This window comes from Cohnella herbarum (assembly GCF_012849095.1).
GTDB classification, from domain to species: domain Bacteria; phylum Bacillota; class Bacilli; order Paenibacillales; family Paenibacillaceae; genus Cohnella; species Cohnella herbarum.
In genome coordinates this window covers 7,990,189-8,005,945 of the sequence record NZ_CP051680.1, presented here as the reverse complement: position 1 = coordinate 8,005,945, position 15,757 = coordinate 7,990,189, and the positions used below count along the sequence as shown (strand labels likewise).

Genomic DNA, 15,757 nt, shown 5'->3' with positions numbered 1-15,757 from the left:
TAAGTAAAAAAATGATAGAGATTAATAAATAAGGAGGATGATCCGAGATGAAATACAACATGTTGACAAATATAAAAACTATCAGCGCTACAACAAGTACAATAAAGAAAACACGATTGGATCTGTTAAATATCAACGTTTTTCTATTGGTACTTCTATGATCCACAAAACTAAAACCGCCGTGCTTGAAGTAAATGATCAATGCAAACAAGAACATGTAGAAAGCTGATGAGACTTGGACCAGAAAGGCTGTATTCGAGTATATTTCAATTTCTTGAACAACACCAAAATGAGTTAAAATCGTTACTAAAGTGGATTGGACGAGCCCGAATATAAAATATATGGTAAAAACCATAATAATGGAGTTAAAAATCGAAACTCTCAAAATAATGTTAACCAAAAAAATAAAAACAAGAAGTTGTACCAATGGAGATACAGAATCCAAATTTTGTTGAATAAGTGTATTTGAAATAAAAGAGAGTAAAATTGATGAAACAAGAAACTTAATAAAATGTTCTTTCACATTAAATCTAAAAAGTACGAGCATTAATGTAAGCGATGACAAATATTCCAGAGTCGAGAATATAATAAATAAGAAAAAAGTCATTAGGTATAAATCCCCTCTAAACTAGTAAGCACCTCTCATTATTTTATCAAATATTGAAGAAAACGCATCAATATTTTCATGATATATCCGAATTTATTTATTATACATACCAAATGACCTAAACAAAGTGGTATAAATGTAGTATTACATTGAAAAATATTGGTGAGGCGCACGCGATATGGATATTGTATTCGATTTTCTTAAACTGAATATCCTCGCCTCCCAACCTCAAACGTTCGTTTTTTGGTTATTTTGTTTTTCTTTCTTAGACCCTACTCCGCCAAAATTATTCAAAAGAATTTTCATTCTATCATTTATTCATTCGATCTATACCGATATATTAATTTTGATTATTCCGCTACACTTACATCTCATTAACTCCATATTAGCAGGATGCATACTCCTATTTGTTATTTTCAAAGAAATCAGCGTAAAGAAAAAATTATATCTAATGCTCTTTTCACTCATTATCATTATTATTATGGATCTAATAACAGGTAGCATAGCTATATATGTAATGGGAATTGACTCCCATTCCGACATGATCAGGGACCATTTGTTTCAAGTACTCACAATAATCTATCCAGAGTTAATCGTTCTCGTCATTGCTTCTTGGTTTATCCGTAAGCGAAATCTCTTTTCGGCGAAGCGTTTTTTCTCCATTGTCCTAGAAAACGAACGAAAAGGCTTAAATTCAGTGATTTCCCTCATTTGCTTTCAATTTGTGCTTCTGGGAGTACTTCAATTCACTCTGTTCAAAAATCAAAATATCCATCCCTTGATCAATACAATCCTGATTTACGTTCTTATCTTAATAAGCCTCTTAGCCCTAGTCTCGATCATCCGCCTGCTAATCCGCACCCGAGAGCAAGCAGCACGCATGACGCAAGAGGTGTACGTGGAGGAAATCAACGACATGTTTACGTCGATACGCGGTCAAAGGCATGATTTTCTTAACCACGTCCAGGTCATCCACACGATGGTTCAAATGGGCAGAACCGAGCAATTGAAAACGTACGTGGCGGACTTGGTCAAGGAGACGCAAGACGTCAGCGAGATCGTCCAGCACTGTTCGCCGGCATTGGCTGCGTTCGTCCAAGCTAAGATTACCGTTGCGGTCGGCAAAGGAATCTCTTTCACCTATGAATTGCCGGGTAACTGGGAGGCCGAAGATACGACCATTAAAATGATCGATATCATTAAAATCATGGGAAATCTCGTCGATAACGCGTTCGATGAAACGGGACTTCTTCCTCAGAACGAACGTCATGTCCACGCATCCATTCTGATCTCGGACGATAAAACGATCCAGATCCAAGTAACCAACAGCGGGCGAACGATATTGCCCGAGGAGAAAGAACGCATATTCGTGCCCGGTTACACGACCAAGGGAGAAGGCCACTCCGGTCTCGGATTGGCGATCGTTCTCGAACGGGTCAAGCACTATCGAGGCAAGCTCGACGTCCATTCCGACGAGAGCATCAAAACGACGGAGTTCCGAATTTCCTTGCCGAAACAGTCTGCATAATATCTCCTCTACTCCCATATTGTTTGGGTTTACTAGAATCGACCGCTCCCCGAGAATAAGTAGAAACACCTTATTCTCGTAGGAGGAGTGACGAATGAAAAGCTATACAATCCGACTCCGCATCATCCTTCTGTTTATCATAGCGGGCCTCGCTACCATACCTATGCCTTCTAGCCATGCCGGCAATGAAATCAAAGTTACATATAACAAGAACAGAATCGAATTCCAGAAGCAGCCATTCGCGAAAAACGGCACTACCTTCGTGGAAACGCGGCCGTTTTTGAAACCGCTCGGCGTTCGAGTCGACTGGGTGACCAAAACCAAATTCAAGCTCACTAAAGCCGATCTCGTTATCGATATGCAGGTCAACAGCAAAACCGCTTATTTGAATAACAACAAGCTTGTCACGTTGGCAGCCGCTCCGCTTTTAGACGGTTCGACTTTATTTCTGCCTTTGCGTCCGGTCGCTTCCTTAATGGGACTAAATCTAAATTGGACGACTACATCCAATACAATAGAGATTACCGGTCAGCCAGGCAATAATGTCACTCCTACGCCTCCGACGAACTCGTACAAAGTCGTAGCCTATTACCCGCATTGGGCAACCTATCAAAACTTCAAAGTCTCTCAAATTGCCGCATCTAACCTGACGCATATCAACTATGCTTTCGCTAACGTCAAAGAAGGCGTGGTCGTGAACGGAGATTATTGGGCGGACCAAGTGAATTTCCCGCAGCTCAAACAGCTTAAACAAGCCAATCCGAAGCTGAAGACGCTCATTAGCATCGGAGGATGGACTTGGTCGGGACAATTTTCCGACATTGCCCTAACCGACGATGCCCGGAAGAGATTCGCCGTCAGCGCCGTGCAATTCATGCGCAACAACGGTTTCGACGGGATCGATTTGGATTGGGAGTATCCGGTTGCCGGAGGATTGGCGACGAATCGCGCCAGAGCGGTCGACAAGACGAATTTCACGTTGCTCCTTCAGACCCTTCGCCAGAAACTTAACGATGCTCAGACTCAAGACGGCAAAACCTATCTGTTAACGATCGCCGCAGGCGCTTTTCCCGCTTATGTGACCAATACGGAAATGCCCAAGGTAGCGGCCTCCGTGGATTGGATTAATCTCATGACCTATGACTACCATGGCAATTGGGAAAATAGAAGCAATCATAATGCTCCGCTGTATGCGGATTCCGCCGATCCGAACAATGCCAAAAGCAGCATCAACGACACCGTCGCGACTTATTTGAACGCTAAAGTGCCCGCGAATAAACTCGTCTTAGGCATTCCCATGTACGGACGGAGTTGGACAAGCTGCGGCGAGACGAATCAAGGGCTATATCAAGCTTGCAAAGGGGTTGCCCCGGGCGTTATCGCAGACGGTATACATGAATACGGAAATTTGGAGAAGCAGGGTTGGATCAACGGCAACGGCTTTGTCCGCTATTGGAACGAAAGCGCCAAAGTCCCATGGCTATACAAGAAATCAACGGGTACGTTCGTAAGCTACGAAGATCCTGAATCGATTGCTTACAAAGCAGGTTACATCAAATCCAAAGGACTAGGCGGAGCGATGTTGTGGGAATTAAGCCAGGACTTTAACCAAACGTTGCTGGATAAGCTTACGAACTCCTTACGGTAAAATGGCTATATGTTTGATCGCGCTTTACAACGTTCAGAACCGAATAAAAGGGCGGTGCAGGAGCCTTGGCTTCCTGTCCGCCCTTTTTCATTCACCGATTCAATAAGCTCCCCACGTACCGCAGCAACTCGTTCGCGCAGACCGGGCAATAGCTGTGCTCGTCGATAAGCCGCTTGGTTACCTCGTTAATTCGCTTCAATTGGCTCTCGTCAGGCGTCTTCGTAGAGGTCGTGATTTTCACGATATCCTTCAGATCGGTGAACAGCTTCTTCTCGATCGCTTCCCGCAGTCTATCGTGCATGCTGTAATCGAACTTCTTCCCTTTCCGCGAGTAAGCCGAGATTCGGATAAGAATTTCCTCGCGGAACGCCTTCTTGGCATTCTCGGAGACGCCGATTTGCTCCTCGATAGAACGCATTAAGCGTTCATCCGGATCCATCTCTTCGCCCGTCAGCGGGTCTTTGATCTTCGACCAGTTGCAATAGGCTTCGATATTGTCGAGATAATTCTCGAACAGCGTGCGCGCCGACTCTTCGAACGAATAGACGAACGCCTTCTGAATTTCCTTTTTCGCCAGATTGTCGTATTCCTTGCGCGCTACGGAGATGAAGTTTAGATATTTCTCCCGCTCTTCCCTCGTGATCGAAGGATGTTGATCGAGCCCGTCTTTTAACGCGCGGAGTACGTCCAGCGCGTTAATACACGGCAAATCTTGCTTGATCAATGCGCTTGAGATTCGATTGATGACATAACGAGGATCGATTCCGGCCATGCCCTCCTCGACAAATTCGTTCTGCATCTCCTTCAGATCGGCTTCCTTATAGCCTTCTACCTCTTCGCCATCGTACATCCGCATTTTCTTGACCAGATCCATCCCTTGTTTCTTCGATTCCTTCAGTCTGGTCAGAATCGAGAAAATCGCGGCGGCGCGCAAGGCATGGGGAGCGATATGAACATGGCTCATATCCGATTGACCGATGAGCTTCGTGTAGATCTTCTCCTCGTCCGACACCCTGAGGTTATACGGAATCGGCATGACGATCATGCGCGACTGAAGCGCTTCGTTTTTCTTGTTCGAGATAAACGATTTATACTCCGATTCGTTCGTATGGGCGACGATTAATTCGTCCGCGCTAATCAACGCGAAACGGCCTGCTTTGAAGTTCCCCTCTTGCGTCAGGGAAAGAAGATTCCACAAAAACTTCTCGTCGCACTTTAGCATTTCTTGAAACTCCATCAGCCCTCGGTTAGCCTTGTTCAGCTCCCCATCGAAGCGGTATGCCCTCGGATCGGATTCCGAACCGTACTCCGTTATCGTCGAGAAGTCGATGCTTCCGGTTAAATCCGCGATATCCTGGGATTTCGGATCGGAGGGACTGAACGTTCCGATTCCGACGCGATTTTTTTCCGAGATCAGAACCCGTTCGATCGGTACTCTCTCGATGTCGTTCTCGAATTCCGTCTTCAAGCGCATCTGGCACGAAGGACACAGATCGCCTTCAATTCGCACGCCTAGCTCTTTCTCTACTTCCGGGCGAAGCTCGCTCGGAATGAGATGGAGGGGATCCTCCTGCATCGGACAGCCCTTAATGGCATAGACGGCGCCTCGGGCCGTACGCGAATATTGCTCCAAGCCTTTCTTAAGTAATGTAACGATAGTAGACTTTCCTCCGCTTACCGGTCCCATCAACAACAATATCCTTTTGCGAACGTCAAGCCGTCTTGCAGCGGAATGGAAGTACTCCTCCACCAGCTTCTCCATCGTCTGGTCCAGTCCGAAAATCTCGGAGTTAAAAAAATTATATTTTTTACTACCGCCCCGCTCCTCGACGCCGTGGGAAACGATCATATCGTAAACCCGGGCATGAGCGGTCATCGCCGGAGTGTTATCGCGGCGAAGTAGATCGATGTACTCCCGAAAAGTGCCCGACCAGCCTAATTTCTCACTCTCGGCCCGATACTCTGAGATCCGACTGAAGATGTCCATGCCGCTTCCTCCTCGCAACTTTCTCTACTCTTGACCTGACGTAATACATACTTATGCGAGGAAACGGACGAATTTGACCTGACATTGCTTTTACATTACGCATTTCATTTGAAAACGGTGTGATATAATTGCGGTAATTTAGAAATAACGCGTTTAGCATGCAGGAGGGAAATCCGGTGGCAGTCCAATTAGAAACCGAGCTTTACCCGCCGGTCAAAGGCTTTTTTACCGAGAGAGGTTACGAGGTCAAGGCGGAAGTCCGAGGGTGCGACCTCGTTGCTTGCCGAGCCGATCAAGATGAGCTTACTATCGTCGAGATGAAAAAAACTTTTACGTTACCTTTGTTGCTTCAAGGCATAGATCGCCAGAAAACCGGAGCGACGGTCTGGTTGGCCGTTGAACGCAATCGTACGAAAAAAGGCGCCCACAACCAGAGGTTCGCGGAAATCACGTCGTTGTGTCGCCGATTAAACCTCGGTTTTCTTACTGTGACCTTCTACAAGACGAAATCCGCCGTCATCGACGTATGGTGCGAGCCTGCCGTTAGCTTAGCTATTCCCGCCGCCGCAAAGCATGGTCCCCAGGCTCTTGCCGCCGAGTCTCCCGCTCCATATCAGCTCTCTACGGGAGGACGTCGCAAAGCTAAGGCAGCTAAGCTACTGAAAGAATTTAATGCCCGTAGCGGAGACTACAACGTAGGAGGAAGCACGAAACGCAAGCTGATAACCGCTTTTAGGGAGAAAGCGATCCAGTGCGCGTTGGCGCTCGAGTGCCACGGCCCTTCCGCTCCCCGGCAGGTAAGGGATTGGACCCACTGTCCAACCGCCGGCTCGATGCTTAGGGACAATCATTACGGTTGGTTCAAGAGAATCTCAAAGGGCGTTTACGAGCTGACTCCATCCGGCCGCGCCGCTTTACGGCAATACTCCGACGTTACGAAGGTATGGGCAACGCGATTTTCCTGGGCAACGAATTACTTGCATTCCCTTAACGAGCTAGAAGAAGGAGTAACGACCTAATGAACGGTGAAGAGATCGAACTCGGTCCGGTGGATACCTTTACGGAACTGCCGGTTGAAATTACGTTGGAGCATAACCCTTATTGGCTTGTCCGGACGTCCGAAGGGGGATTCCGGCTGTTATTGGCTATTTGTCCGCACGCGGGAGGAGAAATTCGACCGCTTAACGATGTCCTCTTCTGTCCGCTTCATTTCTGGACATTTCATGCGGAGACAGGCGTTTGCCTAAACGATTCCGACGAACGGCTTATGGAACGTAAAGTTATCCTGCGTGACGATCGGCTATATGCGGTAGGCGAGAATTACTAATCGCTTACCGCCCCTCGTCAACTTCTCGACCATCGCCCCGTGAACTCTTCAATACTCTCCGCAAGCCTTGCAATACCTTGCCTCATTTGACGTTCATCCGCGAACGCGTGCGTCATTCTTAGCGTATTGATCCGGGCGTCCTTCACGAAGTAAGGGCTGCCAGGCTGGAAGATCAGCCCCTTCAGCCATGCTCCGCGCAGCAAGGCTTCGCCATCCAGTCCCGAAGGCAGTACGACCCAGAGGTGAAGCCCTCCCTTGGGCTCTACCCAACTCAATCCTTCGATTTCTTTACGCGCCAATAGCTCCGTCATCACTCTCATTCGTTCTCCGCACTGTATTCGGAGCATTTCAAACAACGGTTCTAACGGCTGTTCGTCGATAAGCCGAGACAAAGCCTTTTGCTCGACCGGATTAGCCAACTTTTCATTTCGGGATTCATATCCGTTCCTTATGGAGCTTAGCTGCTCCGACGTCCCCGCGATCCATCCGATCCTCGAACCCGCGACCAAACCCGGAGGAAGCTGCCCGATGGAGAGAACGCCAGGCTCGAGCCTCTTGGACGACGGATAACCGGTTGGCTCGTAGAGCAACATTTCTTGCCGATCGTCCATTACCAGCAATACGCCTGCTTCCTTGCAACGAATCTGGACCGCCGTACGATTGTCCGCGCTCCAGCACCCGCCTTCCGGATCCGTACAGGAGGGCGAGACGTAAACCATTTTCGGACGATACCGGAATAACGCCGTCGTTAATGCTTCGGGATCCATCCCTCTACGATCGCCATCGACCGCTTCAACCTTTAACCCGGCTTTGCGAAAGGCTTGCAATGCGGAGCGCGATGTCAGCCTTTCTGTCAATATCGTATCTCCGGGTACTAACTTCCGTTCCAATATCCAAGCAAGAGCGCCATCCGCACCTCGCGTCACCATAATCCGGTTAGGATTGCCCCCCGTCTTTCCCTTTAACAATCCATTCGCCAATTGGTCCCTAAGCTTCTCCGACCCAAAAGGATCCGTTTTGCTTTCCACACCCCCTAGTTGCTGAGTCGCGACAATTGTAGCCGCTTCTTCTACGCGCTCTTCCCAGTCCGACGAAGAGACCAAGCCTTCCTTAGGCCATCCGCCCATCCAGTTAATGATCAAGCTCAAGGCGTTCCCCTCCCATGACGATGTTGGCCATGGTTCATTTATATGCCCGTTTCGGGATGGACAACCCATGATTCACTTTGTTCACAACATTTTGCGTTTTCTTTTTCCTAAGGGTTGGTTATAATATGGAGAGTGAATTGGAGGTGTGGAACATGTTTCTAGCGGAAACAGCTGCAAAAGCAGCCGAGCAATTTCAGTTGTTTGGAATGACCAACCGGTTCTGGATTATTATCCTCGTTCTGGTTCTGTTCCTCACGGCGATCCTTACGTCTTCTTATAACGAAGATAAAACCAAAGGGCTGTAAGCCAATCCAAAAGCCGGACTCGCATCCTAACGGAGATGGGTCCGGCTTTTTCGTTTAAATGCACCCTACCACAAAGAAACCGCCCCTCTGAGGGGCGGTTTCTTTGTGCGGTTATGTTTACAGCCCGTGCATATCCTTCACGCAAGAAGCGCACACATAACGCTCCTTGAATTCTCCGACGCCTTCCATCGAAGAACAGAACACGCAACGAGGCCGATAACGTTCCAGAATGATATGATCGCCTTGGACCAGTATTTCTACAGGATCCCCTTCATTCATTTGGTATCGTTTACGCAACGATTTCGGTAATACGATTCTTCCTAATTGATCCACTTTACGAACCACGCCTGCAGGTTTCAATGCAGTTCCTCCATTCATACGCTATTCTAGCTAGTTATCACGAAACCTTTTAGCCACTCTATAGCGTTCTATACGGAAAGCAAATAACCTTCCCCAATTTCAATTTGCTTAAAATAGTGCAATAATTCGACATAATAAATCGTATTAAAACAGATTTTGTCGAACTTTGTAATTACTTTAAAGGAAAATCATTTTGCCTTAAAGCCTCGAATACGACTATCGCTGCCGAGTTCGCTAAGTTCAACGAGCGGACTTTATCCGTCATCGGGATCGTCATGCACGTCTCCGTATGGGCATCCAGCAAACTTTGCGGCAATCCGGCCGTTTCTTTCCCGAAGACGAAAAAATCTCCGTCGCGAAACTGAAAATCCGTATACCTATTTTTAACCCGGGTACTCGCGAAAAAAAACCTCGCTCCGGCATTCGCGGCTTCGACTTCCTCGAACGAATCGTAATAGGTGATGTTTACGGCATGCCAATAATCCAATCCCGCCCTTTTCAACACCCGGTCATCCGTCGAGAAGCCTAGCGGCCGGACAAGATGAAGATGAGTACCGGTGGCTGCGCACGTTCTTGCGATGTTTCCCGTATTCGCGGGTATTTCCGGATTTACGAGCACAATATGGAATGCCACGGCAAATCCCTCCTCACTTCAGATCGGTGAAAATCGAAAAATAGCGGCAGATTACCGCTATTCTTCATGTTATCGTGCGTATACGACGAGCGAATTAACCGTTACGGCTCTGAAAGTCGCGCATGAACTCTACAAGAGCCTTTACGCTTTCGACAGGAACCGCATTGTAGATCGACGCCCGTAAACCTCCTACGCTGCGGTGCCCTTTCAAGCCGACGAAGCCATTCGCTTCTGATTCCTTAACGAATTTCTTTTCCAGCTCTTCGTTCGCCAGCGTGAACGTTACGTTCATCAACGAACGGCTGCCCGCCTCCGCGAAACCTCGGTAGAACCCATTGCTTCCGTCGATCGCATCGTAGATCAAGCCCGCTTTCTCGCTATTGCGCGCTTCCATACCCGCCGCTCCGCCGTTTGCTTTAATCCATTTCAGCACTTCGTTCATCATATAGATCGCGAACGTTGGAGGGGTGTTGTACAAGGAATCGGCTTTGGCATGGGTATCGAAACGAAGCATCGTTGGAACGGGAGCAGATGGTTTCGAGATAAGATCCTCTCGAATAATCACGATAGTTACGCCGGATGGTCCAAGGTTTTTCTGAGCTCCCGCATAGATGACGCCGAATTTCGACACATCGACTGGACGGCACAAAATATCGCTCGACATATCCCCGATCAAAGTAACATCGCCGGTATCCGGAAATTCCGCCCACTGGGTACCCTCGATCGTCTCGTTCGAAGTCAAGTGAAGGTAGGCCGCATCGGAGGCGTAGTTCAGTTCGCCGATCGCAGGAATCCGCTTATACGAATCCGCCTCCGAAGAAGCGGCGATCGCGATTTCTCCGAACAGCTTCGCCTCTTGAATCGCCTTCGTCGCCCAACTGCCCGTTGCTACGAAAGCAGCCGTCGTGCCCGGACGAAGCAAATTCATCGGAATCATGGCGAATTGCGTGCTAGCTCCGCCTTGTACGAACAATACTTTGTAACCTTCGGGGATCGAAAGAAGCTCGCGTAGCAGCGCCTCGGCTTCGAAGTGAACCTTCTCGTAAATAGCGCCTCTATGGGACATCTCCATCAAGGACATTCCGCTATTCTCGAAATCGACAAATTGTTCTTGAACCTTCTGCAGAACCTCTAGCGGCAATGCAGCAGGACCTGCGTTGAAATTATAAGCGCGGTTAGCCATCTTGTCCCCACCTTATTTAAAATTCATAATAGGCTTATCATAACAAAGCTTTAGGTTGAAGAGCAACAATTATCCGTGCAAAAACATCAATAATATGTCTTATTTCCGAACGAAAGCGGTATCATTGCATTGGAATTTTCGGCTTTTAACTTTAGCACATCACGAATATGGAAATCTCGCTTTATCAACTCAGCGCAACGAAAATGCAGCCCCATCCGGATGGATGAAGGCTGCACCGTAACAAGCATTATGCTTAATGAATTAGCAATCGAAGTAGAGGCCATACTCATGAGGATGAATGCGGATGGCTACCGCTTTCGCTTCGGCACGTTTAACGTTAACGTAGTTCTCGATGAATTCTTTCGTGAACACGCCGCCTTCAGTCAAGAACTCGCTGTCGGCTTCCAGAGCGTCAAGCGCCTCGTCCAGTGTACCTGGAACGCTGCGGATTTCTTTCTTTTGCTCGTCGGACAATTCGTAGATGTTCGTGTCGAAAGGTCCATAACCAAGAGCGGATGGATCGATTTTGCGTTTGATTCCGTCCAATCCCGCCATCAACATCGCCGCGAAAGCAAGGTATGGGTTAGCCGTGGAATCCGGCGTACGGAACTCGATACGGCAGCCCTTAGGCGTAACAGCCGCAACCGGAATACGAACTGCCGCGGAACGGTTACCTTTGGAGTAAACGAGATTAACCGGCGCTTCGTAACCAGGAACGAGACGTTTGAACGAGTTCGTGGACGGGTTCGTGATTGCGATCAAAGCAGGCGCATGGTGGAGAATACCGCCGATGTAATGCAATGCCAATTCGCTCAGATTAGCGTAAGCGCCTTTTTCGTAGAACAAAGGCTCGCTGCCGTTGAAGATAGACGAGTGAACGTGCATTCCGCTACCGTTATCTCCGAACAATGGCTTAGGCATGAACGTTGCGACTTTGCCGTATTGGCGAGCTACGTTGTGAACAATATATTTGTATTTCATCAAATTGTCTGCAGTCGTTGTCAGCGTGTCGAAACGGAAGTTGATCTCCGCTTGGCCGGCTGTCGCTACTTCGTGGTGATGACGTTCGATGCGAAGACCAGCTTCTTGCATCAGACGTACCATTTCGCTACGGATATCTTGTTGGGAATCAACGGGAGCAACCGGAACGTATCCGCCTTTGACGCCGATTTTGAAACCAAGGTTTCCGCCTTCTTCTTTGCGGTTCGTGTTCCAAGCCGCTTCTTCGGAGTCTACGAAGAAAGAAGAGGAATTCATTGTGGACTCATAACGAACGTCGTCGAAAATGAAAAATTCGGATTCAGGCGCGAAAAATGCTGTCGTGCCTACGCCGGACTTTTGAAGGAATTCCTCGGCTTTATGTGCGATAGAGCGAGGATCACGCTCGTAACGCGCGCCGTCTGGCGTATGGATGTTACAAATTACGATTAATGTCGAATGGGCGGTGAAAGGATCCACGTATACGGAATTCGTATCCGGCATCATAACCATATCGGACTCTTCGATACCACGGAAACCCGTGATAGAGGAACCGTCGAATGCTACCCCGTTAACGAACGTTTCCGCATCAACTTCGGTAGCTGGCAATGTAATGTGATGAGCGCGACCTGCAAGGTCAATAAAACGGAAATCTACGAACTCGATGTTTTTTTCCTTGATTAAATCTAAGACTTGTTGAACTGACATTTGAATTTCCTCCCCATTTCCGAACATTAAGTGTGTGAAACCGATCTATTGTTCAAGTTTTCACCGAACTTATGAAGTTATTATAAAACTCTGCCCTAAGAGCGTCAATACTTATGTAAGGTATTTTTTGCGCTTGTGTGAGCATTGCTCACAACTTATTCAAATGTTTTTCTACAACTCCTCTAGCCTCCCCTCTTATATCTTCCATCCCTACCAAATTCGCCGTATCGATAGCAGATGTTTTGTATGCGCTTTCGAGATTTTCAAGGCAAAACCTGACATGAAAGATGATTTTGAAATATACTTGGTTTCCGAACGAATAGCCACTCAAGCACCCCAACTCCCAACTGTCACCGAGAGATAAGATCATGGCATTCTCTTCCGTTATTCGAGTAAGAATCTCATTTGTGGAAGGGATAACGGCACAGGACCAGGTCCGCTAAGCCGATGCATCCGTTTTTGACAGCGGTACGGTTCGAGTAATCGACTGATCGATCGTCATAAAGTTAAAAAAACGCACCGTTCGATCATCGGCTATCCGATAAACGAACGGTGCGGTTTAATTGGAATGTGGATTACGGCCGGCTACTACTTAATCCAAGATTCGAAGGCTTCGGCTGGAGCCTTATCCGTATCGAACTTCTTGCCGAGCAATGGCGCAAGCTGCTCAAGCTCCTTAAGCAAATTCGCGAACTGGTCCGGGAAGAGCGATTGAACGCCGTCTCCGGTTGCCGAATTGTCGGGATCGGTATGCATCTCGATAATAAGGCCGTTCGCCCCGGCGGCCAAAGACGCCTTGGTCATCGTCTCGACTAATTCGCGACGTCCGGTAGCGTGGCTAGGATCCGCGATAACAGGAAGATGCGAGAGCTGTTGAATGACCGGAATAGCGGTTAAGTCGAACGTATTCCGCGTGTACGTCTCGAACGTACGAATTCCGCGTTCGCATAACATAACGTTAGGATTTCCTCCGGCCAGAATGTACTCCGCCGCGTTTAACCACTCATCGTAGGTCGAGCTGAACCCGCGCTTAAGCAGAACCGGATTTTTAATCGTTCCTAACTTGCGAAGCAGATCGAAGTTCTGCATATTCCGCGTACCTACCTGCATAATATCTGCGTATTCCGCGCAAACGTCAACGAACTCGGGAGCCATGACTTCGGTTATCGTCAGCAAGCCGTATTTATCGCCTGCTTCCTTCATCCACTTTAGTCCTTCCACTCCAATCCCTTGGAAGCTATATGGACCCGTACGGGGCTTAAACGCTCCGCCGCGCAACACCTGTCCGCCTGCCGCTTTGACTAAGCGCGCGATCTCGTCGATTTGCTCCGGCGTTTCTACGGCGCATGGTCCGCCCATGACTACAAGATTATCTCCGCCGATCTTGACGCCCTTCACTTCGATAACCGTGTCGTCCGGATGGAAGTCGCGGCTAGCCAGCTTATACGACTTGGAAATCTTGATCACGTTCTCTACGCCTTTCATCGAACGGATATGTTCGGCAAGAGAAGGCTCCGCCTTGCCGATAATTCCGATGACCGTGCGATCCGTTCCGCGCGAGACGTGCGCTTGTACTCCGGTTTGTTCAATATGACGGACGATCTCCGCTATGCGCTCTTCGGCAATATTAGGGGAAGTAATGACGATCATGGCATTCACGCTCCTGGGTTGATTTAACGCGTATACGCTTCGACGCTTATACGCTTTTAAGCACTAAAGTAAATATAGATTAAAAAATGTCCCGTGTCAACCCCCTTTCATTACGATCGGGTTGATCAAAGGACATTTTCGCCGCTTCTATTAGGAACTGGCTTCGACTTTCGTTCTGATCATCTTCCTCTTATCTTTGCGTTTCAACTTATACGCGTTTAAGCTCATCTTGATCGGGAAATAACAGATCATTCCCAAGATCGCGCCATCCACCATGCCGCCGACGATAAGCTTCAGATTCGTGAGCAACAGATGATTAAACCACTCGGGGAAAATAGCCAGATGGAAACTTAGATTCTTGGGCAGTATCCACCCTCCGACTTTGGAATTGGGATACATCATCGGGATGTATATGACTTTACCGACGACGAAACCAATTAAAGCGGCAGGCATATTCCCTTTAAGCAAGTAACATAGCGGAAAGATGAGAACGAAAGCAAAACCTAGCGTAGGCAACGTAAACATCTCAATGGCGAGTCCGATAGCGAAACCCATTGCGACGATGGAGGCTCCGCCCTTAGCCCGGATCAACATCATGTATTTGTATTTCAACCAACGGCGTATCTGTTGAAGTCGATGCATGGATAGCTCCTCCCATTGGGTGACGCAAACAGACCTACCACCGTAGACTCTTTAAGCGTTCGCTCCTACCGCCTTAATTTTAACGTTCGGCAATAATTTATTCGGATTAACTGTCCGATGAATGGGCCAGGTGTCCGGTTTGTCGGAATCGAATTGTTCCAAGTAGGCGATGACTTCTTTGGTAAGAGCCGTCGGCGTCGACGCTCCCGAAGTAACCGCAACCCGTTCAAGACCTAATAACCATTCTTGCTTAATCTCGGAAACGTCCGCGACCCGATAAGCTGGTACTCCGGCGATCTCTTGGGATACTTGAGCTAAGCGATTGGAGTTATTGCTGCGCGGATCGCCCACGACGATGCATAATTGGGCTTCCCCGGCTTGATCGGCTACTGCTTCTTGACGAACCTGCGTAGCGAGACAGATCTCGTTATGGATTTCCGCCGTCGGAAACGCAGCAAGCAGAAGTGCCATAAGATGTTTAATGTCCCACTGGGACATCGTCGTCTGATTCGTGATAATAATCCGGTCGTTCGTCAGGGTTAACTTCTCAATGTCCTCTTCCCGTTCGATAAGGTGGACGTGACCCGGAGCAATCCCGATGGCCCCTTCCGGTTCTGGGTGGTTCTTCTTGCCGATATAGATAACCTCGTACCCTTCGCTGACTTTCTCCCGGATCAAATCGTGGGTCTTGGTTACATCCGGACAAGTGGCGTCCACTAAGGTTAATCCTTTCTCCTTAGCTCTTCTACGAACTTCCGGAGATACGCCGTGCGCCGTGAAAATCACGGTGCCCTCCTCGACCTTCTCCAATATTTCCAGACGGTCGTTGCCGTCCAGCGTAATGATTCCTTCTTCCTTAAACGCTTCGGTCACATGGCTATTATGAACAATCATTCCCAATATATAGATAGGTCGCGGAAGATCAAGGTTACGCGCCGTTTGCAACGCCAGAACCATTGCATCCACGACTCCGTAACAATAGCCCCTCGGGGAAATTTTTACGACTTGCAACATGAACGCCTGCTTTCTCGCCCGGAATAGAACTTCTTCTG

General features: G+C 48.2%; 15 protein-coding genes. 6 read left to right on the top strand and 9 right to left on the bottom strand.

Going from position 1 to position 15,757, the window contains the following annotated elements:
- The first annotated feature begins 37 nt into the window (after nt 1–37).
- The 3 genes from HH215_RS33630 (at nt 38) to HH215_RS33620 (ending at nt 3,783) form a co-directional block, all read left to right on the top strand.
- Complete coding sequence (locus tag HH215_RS33630) at nt 38–229, top strand: hypothetical protein (RefSeq protein ID WP_169283883.1); 192 nt, start codon at nt 38–40, stop codon at nt 227–229.
- Nucleotides 230–1,487: 1,258 nt separating this feature from the next.
- Nucleotides 1,488–2,135 carry a sensor histidine kinase gene (locus HH215_RS33625; protein ID WP_169283882.1) on the top strand — a complete coding sequence of 216 codons (648 nt, stop codon included), beginning with the start codon at nt 1,488–1,490 and terminating at the stop codon, nt 2,133–2,135.
- Nucleotides 2,136–2,229: 94 nt separating this feature from the next.
- Nucleotides 2,230–3,783, top strand: a complete 1,554-nt coding sequence (locus HH215_RS33620; protein ID WP_169283881.1) for a glycosyl hydrolase family 18 protein — start codon at nt 2,230–2,232, stop codon at nt 3,781–3,783.
- A 91-nt stretch (nt 3,784–3,874) separates the two neighbouring features.
- Here the strand turns inward: HH215_RS33620 and prkA are convergent, their stop codons facing one another.
- Nucleotides 3,875–5,770, bottom strand: coding sequence for an ATP-dependent protease PrkA (gene prkA, locus HH215_RS33615; protein WP_169283880.1), 1,896 nt, complete (start codon nt 5,768–5,770; stop codon nt 3,875–3,877).
- Nucleotides 5,771–5,946: 176 nt separating this feature from the next.
- On the opposite strand from prkA, the gene HH215_RS33610 reads away from it, so the two are divergent.
- Nucleotides 5,947–6,789, top strand: a complete 843-nt coding sequence (locus tag HH215_RS33610; protein WP_169283879.1) for a DUF2161 domain-containing phosphodiesterase — start codon at nt 5,947–5,949, stop codon at nt 6,787–6,789.
- Complete coding sequence (locus HH215_RS33605; protein WP_169283878.1) at nt 6,789–7,097, top strand: Rieske (2Fe-2S) protein; 309 nt, start codon at nt 6,789–6,791, stop codon at nt 7,095–7,097. The genes HH215_RS33610 and HH215_RS33605 overlap by 1 nt, the downstream gene beginning before the upstream one ends.
- A 17-nt stretch (nt 7,098–7,114) precedes the next feature.
- Here HH215_RS33605 and HH215_RS33600 read toward each other — a convergent pair whose 3' ends face one another.
- A complete protein-coding gene (locus tag HH215_RS33600) occupies nt 7,115–8,245 on the bottom strand; it encodes an aminotransferase class I/II-fold pyridoxal phosphate-dependent enzyme (protein ID WP_169283877.1) in 1,131 nt (376 codons plus the stop codon).
- A 152-nt stretch (nt 8,246–8,397) separates the two neighbouring features.
- Between HH215_RS33600 and HH215_RS33595 the strand changes: the two genes are divergently transcribed.
- Nucleotides 8,398–8,550 carry a hypothetical protein gene (locus HH215_RS33595; RefSeq protein WP_169278030.1) on the top strand — a complete coding sequence of 51 codons (153 nt, stop codon included), beginning with the start codon at nt 8,398–8,400 and terminating at the stop codon, nt 8,548–8,550.
- 117 nt (nt 8,551–8,667) lie between these two features.
- On the opposite strand, the gene HH215_RS33590 is transcribed toward HH215_RS33595, so the two are convergent.
- From HH215_RS33590 to HH215_RS33560, 7 genes are all read right to left on the bottom strand, one after another.
- Nucleotides 8,668–8,910 (bottom strand): AbrB/MazE/SpoVT family DNA-binding domain-containing protein, encoded by a 243-nt coding sequence (locus HH215_RS33590; protein ID WP_115992011.1) that lies wholly within the window; start codon nt 8,908–8,910, stop codon nt 8,668–8,670.
- A gap of 172 nt (nt 8,911–9,082) precedes the next feature.
- Complete coding sequence (gene trmL / locus HH215_RS33585) at nt 9,083–9,544, bottom strand: tRNA (uridine(34)/cytosine(34)/5-carboxymethylaminomethyluridine(34)-2'-O)-methyltransferase TrmL (protein ID WP_169283876.1); 462 nt, start codon at nt 9,542–9,544, stop codon at nt 9,083–9,085.
- Between the two features lie 94 nt (nt 9,545–9,638).
- Nucleotides 9,639–10,727 (bottom strand): 3-phosphoserine/phosphohydroxythreonine transaminase, encoded by a 1,089-nt coding sequence (gene serC, locus HH215_RS33580; RefSeq protein WP_169283875.1) that lies wholly within the window; start codon nt 10,725–10,727, stop codon nt 9,639–9,641.
- 261 nt (nt 10,728–10,988) lie between these two features.
- Entirely contained in the window at nt 10,989–12,413 is a 1,425-nt protein-coding gene (gene glnA / locus HH215_RS33575) for a type I glutamate--ammonia ligase (protein WP_169283874.1), read from the bottom strand.
- A 588-nt stretch (nt 12,414–13,001) separates the two neighbouring features.
- Complete coding sequence (gene aroF, locus HH215_RS33570; protein WP_169283873.1) at nt 13,002–14,063, bottom strand: 3-deoxy-7-phosphoheptulonate synthase; 1,062 nt, start codon at nt 14,061–14,063, stop codon at nt 13,002–13,004.
- A 150-nt stretch (nt 14,064–14,213) separates the two neighbouring features.
- Complete coding sequence (locus tag HH215_RS33565) at nt 14,214–14,705, bottom strand: DUF2062 domain-containing protein (protein ID WP_169283872.1); 492 nt, start codon at nt 14,703–14,705, stop codon at nt 14,214–14,216.
- Nucleotides 14,706–14,756: 51 nt separating this feature from the next.
- Nucleotides 14,757–15,716, bottom strand: coding sequence for a 4-hydroxy-3-methylbut-2-enyl diphosphate reductase (locus HH215_RS33560; RefSeq protein ID WP_169284698.1), 960 nt, complete (start codon nt 15,714–15,716; stop codon nt 14,757–14,759).
- Between the last annotated feature and the right edge of the window lie 41 nt (nt 15,717–15,757).

Excerpts from the sequence above, each read along its gene's own strand:
- aroF (WP_169283873.1), bottom strand. The coding sequence starts at position 14,063 with ATGATCGTCATTACTTCCCCTAATATTGCCGAAGAGCGCATAGCGGAG.
- glnA (WP_169283874.1), bottom strand. The coding sequence starts at position 12,413 with ATGTCAGTTCAACAAGTCTTAGATTTAATCAAGGAAAAAAACATCGAG.
- HH215_RS33620 (WP_169283881.1), top strand. The coding sequence starts at position 2,230 with ATGAAAAGCTATACAATCCGACTCCGCATCATCCTTCTGTTTATCATA.
- HH215_RS33565 (WP_169283872.1), bottom strand. The coding sequence starts at position 14,705 with ATGCATCGACTTCAACAGATACGCCGTTGGTTGAAATACAAATACATG.
- serC (WP_169283875.1), bottom strand. The coding sequence starts at position 10,727 with ATGGCTAACCGCGCTTATAATTTCAACGCAGGTCCTGCTGCATTGCCG.
- HH215_RS33605 (WP_169283878.1), top strand. The coding sequence starts at position 6,789 with ATGAACGGTGAAGAGATCGAACTCGGTCCGGTGGATACCTTTACGGAA.
- HH215_RS33595 (WP_169278030.1), top strand. The coding sequence starts at position 8,398 with ATGTTTCTAGCGGAAACAGCTGCAAAAGCAGCCGAGCAATTTCAGTTG.
- HH215_RS33625 (WP_169283882.1), top strand. The coding sequence starts at position 1,488 with ATGACGCAAGAGGTGTACGTGGAGGAAATCAACGACATGTTTACGTCG.
- prkA (WP_169283880.1), bottom strand. The coding sequence starts at position 5,770 with ATGGACATCTTCAGTCGGATCTCAGAGTATCGGGCCGAGAGTGAGAAA.
- HH215_RS33630 (WP_169283883.1), top strand. The coding sequence starts at position 38 with ATGATCCGAGATGAAATACAACATGTTGACAAATATAAAAACTATCAG.